Genomic DNA, 5069 nt, shown 5'->3' with positions numbered 1-5069 from the left:
ACATTTTGTAGTTAACATTTTTAATAAATCTAAGAGGTAGTTATGAGCTTTTCCATTCCATGGGAATCGTTTGCAGGAGGCATTTTACTTGGGATATCAGCGACAGTTTTACTGTTGATCAACGGAAAAATTGCCGGGATCAGCGGCATTATGACCGGAATGTTAACTCCCAAATCTTCAGATTTTGCTTGGCGCTTATTGTTTGCAATCGGCATGGTTTCTGGTGGTGTGATTGGCGTAGTCGCATTGGGTGGTGATGTACCAACGACATTTGATAGTAGTATTTTTGTTATAGGGGCAGCGGGACTCCTTGTTGGTGTCGGTACGAGGCTCGGCAATGGCTGTACGAGTGGACATGGAATATGTGGCATTGGACGTCTATCAACACGTTCAATCATCGCCACAATGATTTTCATGATAGTCGCGGCTGCGACAGTGTTCGTCCGTCTTCACCTGCTATAACCCGAGAGATAAGAAAAATGAGTAAAGTAATTTTCCGTGTGACCTCATTATTTGCAGGTTTACTATTTGGTTTGGGGATGACAGTCTCAGGGATGGCCGATCCTGCTAAAGTTATTGGATTCTTAGATGTCGCTGGCTCATGGGACCCAAGCCTTGCGTTCGTTATGGGCGGTGCGTTAATGGTTTTCATGCCTGCTTACTTTTTTTTGATTAAGCCGAAATCAAGCCCAGTGATAGCCCAAGAATTCTGTTTAGCAAAAAAGAATAAGGTTGACGCTCGATTGGTAAGTGGCGCTGCTATCTTTGGTTTAGGTTGGGGTATTGCAGGTATTTGTCCCGGACCTGCCATGTCGAGTTTGGCATTAGGCAACGCGGGTGTTTGGGTGTTTTTTGCAACTATGATGGTGGGTTTGGGAATAACAAATCTGGTTATCTGTCATTTAAATAGCCGAGAGTCACAAACTCAAACCGCGTAATGTGCAATGGTAACGGAATGATTTGACTAAGGAAGTGGTGATGATGAAATTGATAAAATTGAGTTTCGCGTTGATTGGTGCGGTTGCAATGAGTGCACACGCCCAGCAAGATGAACATCAGTATACAGTGCGTCTAGAGCCACTTTCACAAGTCATTCATCTTGATGGTGTGGTTGAAGCTGTCAATCAAGGGACGGTGGCGGCGCAAACCTCAGGACGCGTCGTAGGCGTCTTTGTTGACGTTAATGACAACGTAGAGCAAGGTGAAGTCCTGCTCGAAATCAGTGATGTACAACAATCCGCGTCTCTAGATGCAGCGCGAGCCCAACTCACAAGTGCACTGGCACAAAATAGAGAAGCTCAGGCTCAGTTGAAACGTTATACGCAACTGTTTCCAAAAGGCGCAATTTCAAAGGATCAAATGGACAGCGCCGAAGCTCGCGCTCGTAGTGCTGCAGCTTCGGTAAAATCTGCTCAGGCTAATGTAGAACAAGCTAAAGAGTCACTAGGTTATACCAGTGTCACTGCACCTTATGGAGGCATAGTCACCAAACGCCATGTCGAAATGGGTGAAACCGTCGCGCCGGGTATGCCCTTGGTTAGCGGATTTTCTATCAATTTTCTCCGCGTAGAGCTACAAATCCCACAGCGTTTCCAGACGAAAGTAAAAGACGTCAGTCAATTTGCCGTATTGCCGCCAAGTGGAGAAAGCATTGTTCCAGTTGATTTTAACTTGTTTAGCTATGCCGATCCTCAGTCACATACATTCAATTTACGTTTGGATTTGCCGGAAAATACCGAAGCTCTCGCTCCGGGAATGTGGATAAAAACCACGTTCAACTATGGGCAGAGAAAGGCGTTATTGATTCCAGAATCTTCTGTGGTACGTCGAGGAGAGTTAAGTTCGGTTTATCGTATCAGCCAAAATAAGCGTGTTCTAAATCCAGTTAGGTTGGGGCAAACTCATGGCAAGTATGTTGAAGTCCTCTCTGGCCTTGAAGTGGGAGATGTGATTGCAGCACTACCCTTAGCTGCTAAAGGAGAGTGATTATGGACAATCGACTCGGTATATCGGGTCGCATTGCTGCGGCCTTTCAAAATTCGGCGATGACGCCTTTGCTTGCTCTGGTTGGTCTCTTGATGGGAATATTTGCCATCATAGTCACGCCCAAAGAGGAAGAACCTCAAATCGATGTGACGTTCGCGGATGTTTATATTCCGTTTCCCGGTGCATCGCCTAAGGAAGTGGAGAGTTTGGTGACCACACCTGCCGAGCAAATCATTTCCGAAATTCAAGGTATCGACAAACTGTATTCCCTTTCTCAACCTGATGGCGCAATGATCGTTGCTATCTTTGAGGTAGGAGTGAGTCGAAATGACGCGGTTGTTAGAATTTATAACAAGCTCTATTCCAACAAAGATTGGATGCCGCAAGGTATCGGTGTTGGAGAACCAATTATTAAGCCGAAAGGGATTGAAGATGTCCCTATTGTCAGTCTAACACTGAGTGACCAATCTGGTTTGCTGGATCAACAACAACTTACGCAAGTGGCTCACGGATTAGAAACCGAACTAAAGCGTATTGACGGCACACGCGATATCTATACAGTTGGTGGGCACAGTACTATTGTCGATGTCCGCTTAGACCCGACTAAAATGAATAGCTTTGGTATCACGCTTGATCAACTTAACCGTCATCTGCCTGCAGCTAATAATCGTTCGTCAATGTTGCGCCTTACCCATGACAATCAAGAATTTCCGCTGCAAATCGGGCAGTTTTTAACTCGAGTTGAAGAGGTTAAACAGCTAGTTATTGGTCTATACAATAATGCGCCCGTTTATTTGCACGATATTGCTGAGGTTAGGCTAGGGGCAAATACCCCTACTCATAACGTTTGGACGAGTGATAAACAGCAGATGACTCCGGCTGTAACGATCGCGATTGCGAAAAAGGCAGGCGAAAATGCGGTTAACGTTGCGCAAGCCATTGAAAAGCGTGTTCTAGAGCTTAGTAATCAGTTGATTCCAGAAGGAATTAAAGTTGAGATTACTCGAGACTACGGTAAGACAGCTGCAGATAAGAGCAATACCTTAATGGGTAAGTTGGCATTTGCGACGGCGGCGGTTGTCGTATTAGTCCTCTTGACGATGGGATGGCGAGAGGCTCTGGTGGTAGGTTTCGCGATTGTGGTGACACTGATGATCACTTTGTTTGCTTCATGGGCTTGGGGGTTTACCTTAAACCGAGTGTCGTTGTTCGCCTTAATATTCTCTATAGGTATCTTGGTCGATGATGCGATTGTGGTGGTGGAAAATATTCACCGTCACATGTCGAAGGGAACCGCGAAACTTCGAGACTTGATTCCCGGCGCGGTAGATGAGGTCGGTGGACCCACGATTCTGGCTACCCTCACCGTTATTGCTGCGCTTCTACCCATGGCATTTGTTAGTGGGTTGATGGGACCTTATATGAGCCCAATTCCCATCAATGCTTCAATGGGGATGCTCATTTCATTAATTGTGGCATTTGTTGTATCTCCGTGGTTAGCCAGCCATTTCCTAAAACCGTCTCTCCATGGTGAGGAAACAAAATCGAACTCACTGTTCCATACCATTATGTCGCCATTTGTCACAGCTAAAGCGCAAGGCAGAAATCGGTTGATGCTACTGCTCGCTATCTTAGCATTGATTGCTGGATCGATTATGTTGCCAGTAGTGCAGGCGGTGGTTCTTAAAATGCTTCCTTTCGATAACAAGTCTGAGTTTCAAGTTGTGTTGGATATGCCCGAAGGGACTTCGTTAGAAAGAACTCAGCGAGTGTTGTTTGAAATGGGGGATGAGCTCAATAATGTTCAGGAAGTGACAGATTATCAGATCTATGCGGGTACAGCGGCTCCAATCAATTTTAATGGATTAGTACGCCACTATTTTATGCGTAACCAAGCGCATCAAGGTGACATTCAAGTCAATCTGGTTGGACGCAAAGAACGAGACCGTGATAGCCACGCCATCGCAACGGATATTCGTCCGCTGCTAAATCAAGTAGCAGAAAAGTTTGGCGGTAAAGTGAAGGTCGTGGAAGTCCCACCCGGCCCGCCTGTATGGTCACCAATTTTGGCTGAAGTCTATGGACCAACTCCGGAACTTCGCAATCAGGCAGCGAGAGATATCCGAGGTCTGTTTAAAGCGACTGATGACATTGTAGATGTTGATATGTACTTACCTGAATCACATCAAAAATGGCAGGTGGTTATAGACCGAAGTAAAGCTGCGCATTTGATGGTGCCATATTCTTCTATTGTTGATGCACTCGCAACGTCAGTCGGCGGAAAGCCTGTGAGCTATCTACATACCGAATACAGTAAATATCCTGTACCTATTCAAATCCAAGCCGGTGAAAGTGCAAAGGTACGATTAGAGCAGGTTCTTACTATGAAGGTTGCTAGCCAAAATGGGCAGTCTTATCCGTTGTCCGATTTGGTCTCGGTACGCGAGACACGTATGGAAGACTATATCGTGCATAAAAACATGGTACCGATGGTAATGGTGGTCGGTGACATGTCGGGCTCTGTCGATAGTCCCCTTTATGGTATGTTCAATATCGGTAGCGCACTCGATCATAATATGGATGTGGCTCAACACTATGTTAATCAGCCCGACGGTCTTGAGGGGATATCGATTCTTTGGGATGGTGAGTGGACTATAACTTACGAAACATTCCGCGATATGGGCATAGCCTACGCGGTAGGGATGATCTTGATTTATCTGTTGGTTGTGGCGCAGTTTAAATCTTATCTGGTGCCGTTAATTATCATGGCGCCGATCCCTTTGACGATCATTGGCGTTATGCCTGGGCATGCGCTACTCGGTGCCCAATTCACTGCCACATCCATGATTGGCATGATTGCTCTGGCTGGGATTATCGTTCGCAACTCGATACTGTTGGTCGATTTTATAAATCAGCAGGTAGACGAGGGAGTTGAGTTTTCTGAGGCTGTCATCCAATCGGCCGCCGTCAGGGCGAAACCGATTATGTTGACTGCGCTAGCGGCAATGATAGGTGCCGTGTTCATTCTTGATGACCCAATCTTCAATGGATTAGCCATCAGCCTTATATTTGGTATTTTTGTC

The 5069-nt window shown here is 45.9% G+C and carries 4 protein-coding genes; all 4 read left to right on the top strand.

The window, feature by feature from the left end; translation table 11 throughout:
- Positions 1-42 precede the first annotated feature (42 nt).
- Entirely contained in the window at positions 43-462 is a 420-nt protein-coding gene (locus QTO00_RS14605; protein ID WP_331425445.1) for a YeeE/YedE family protein, read from the top strand.
- Positions 463-479: 17 nt separating this feature from the next.
- The gene (locus tag QTO00_RS14600; protein ID WP_038200923.1) at positions 480-938 is read left to right on the top strand and encodes a YeeE/YedE family protein; all 459 of its coding nucleotides are present in this window, start codon (positions 480-482) and stop codon (positions 936-938) included.
- 43 nt (positions 939-981) lie between these two features.
- Entirely contained in the window at positions 982-1986 is a 1005-nt protein-coding gene (locus tag QTO00_RS14595; RefSeq protein ID WP_331425446.1) for an efflux RND transporter periplasmic adaptor subunit, read from the top strand.
- 2 nt (positions 1987-1988) lie between these two features.
- On the top strand, positions 1989-5069 hold a 3081-nt coding region (locus QTO00_RS14590; RefSeq protein WP_331425444.1), incomplete at its 3' end, for an efflux RND transporter permease subunit.

This window comes from Vibrio sp. M260118 (genome assembly GCF_036533755.1).
Taxonomy (GTDB): domain Bacteria; phylum Pseudomonadota; class Gammaproteobacteria; order Enterobacterales; family Vibrionaceae; genus Vibrio.
Note: the sequence above shows the minus strand (reverse complement) of the source record. Positions and strands in the feature narration are given on the sequence as shown.

What these genes read in the sequence shown, in the direction of transcription:
- QTO00_RS14605 (WP_331425445.1), top strand. Translation starts at nt 43, where the DNA reads ATGAGCTTTTCCATTCCATGGGAATCGTTTGCAGGAGGCATTTTACTT.
- QTO00_RS14600 (WP_038200923.1), top strand. Translation starts at nt 480, where the DNA reads ATGAGTAAAGTAATTTTCCGTGTGACCTCATTATTTGCAGGTTTACTA.
- QTO00_RS14595 (WP_331425446.1), top strand. Translation starts at nt 982, where the DNA reads ATGAAATTGATAAAATTGAGTTTCGCGTTGATTGGTGCGGTTGCAATG.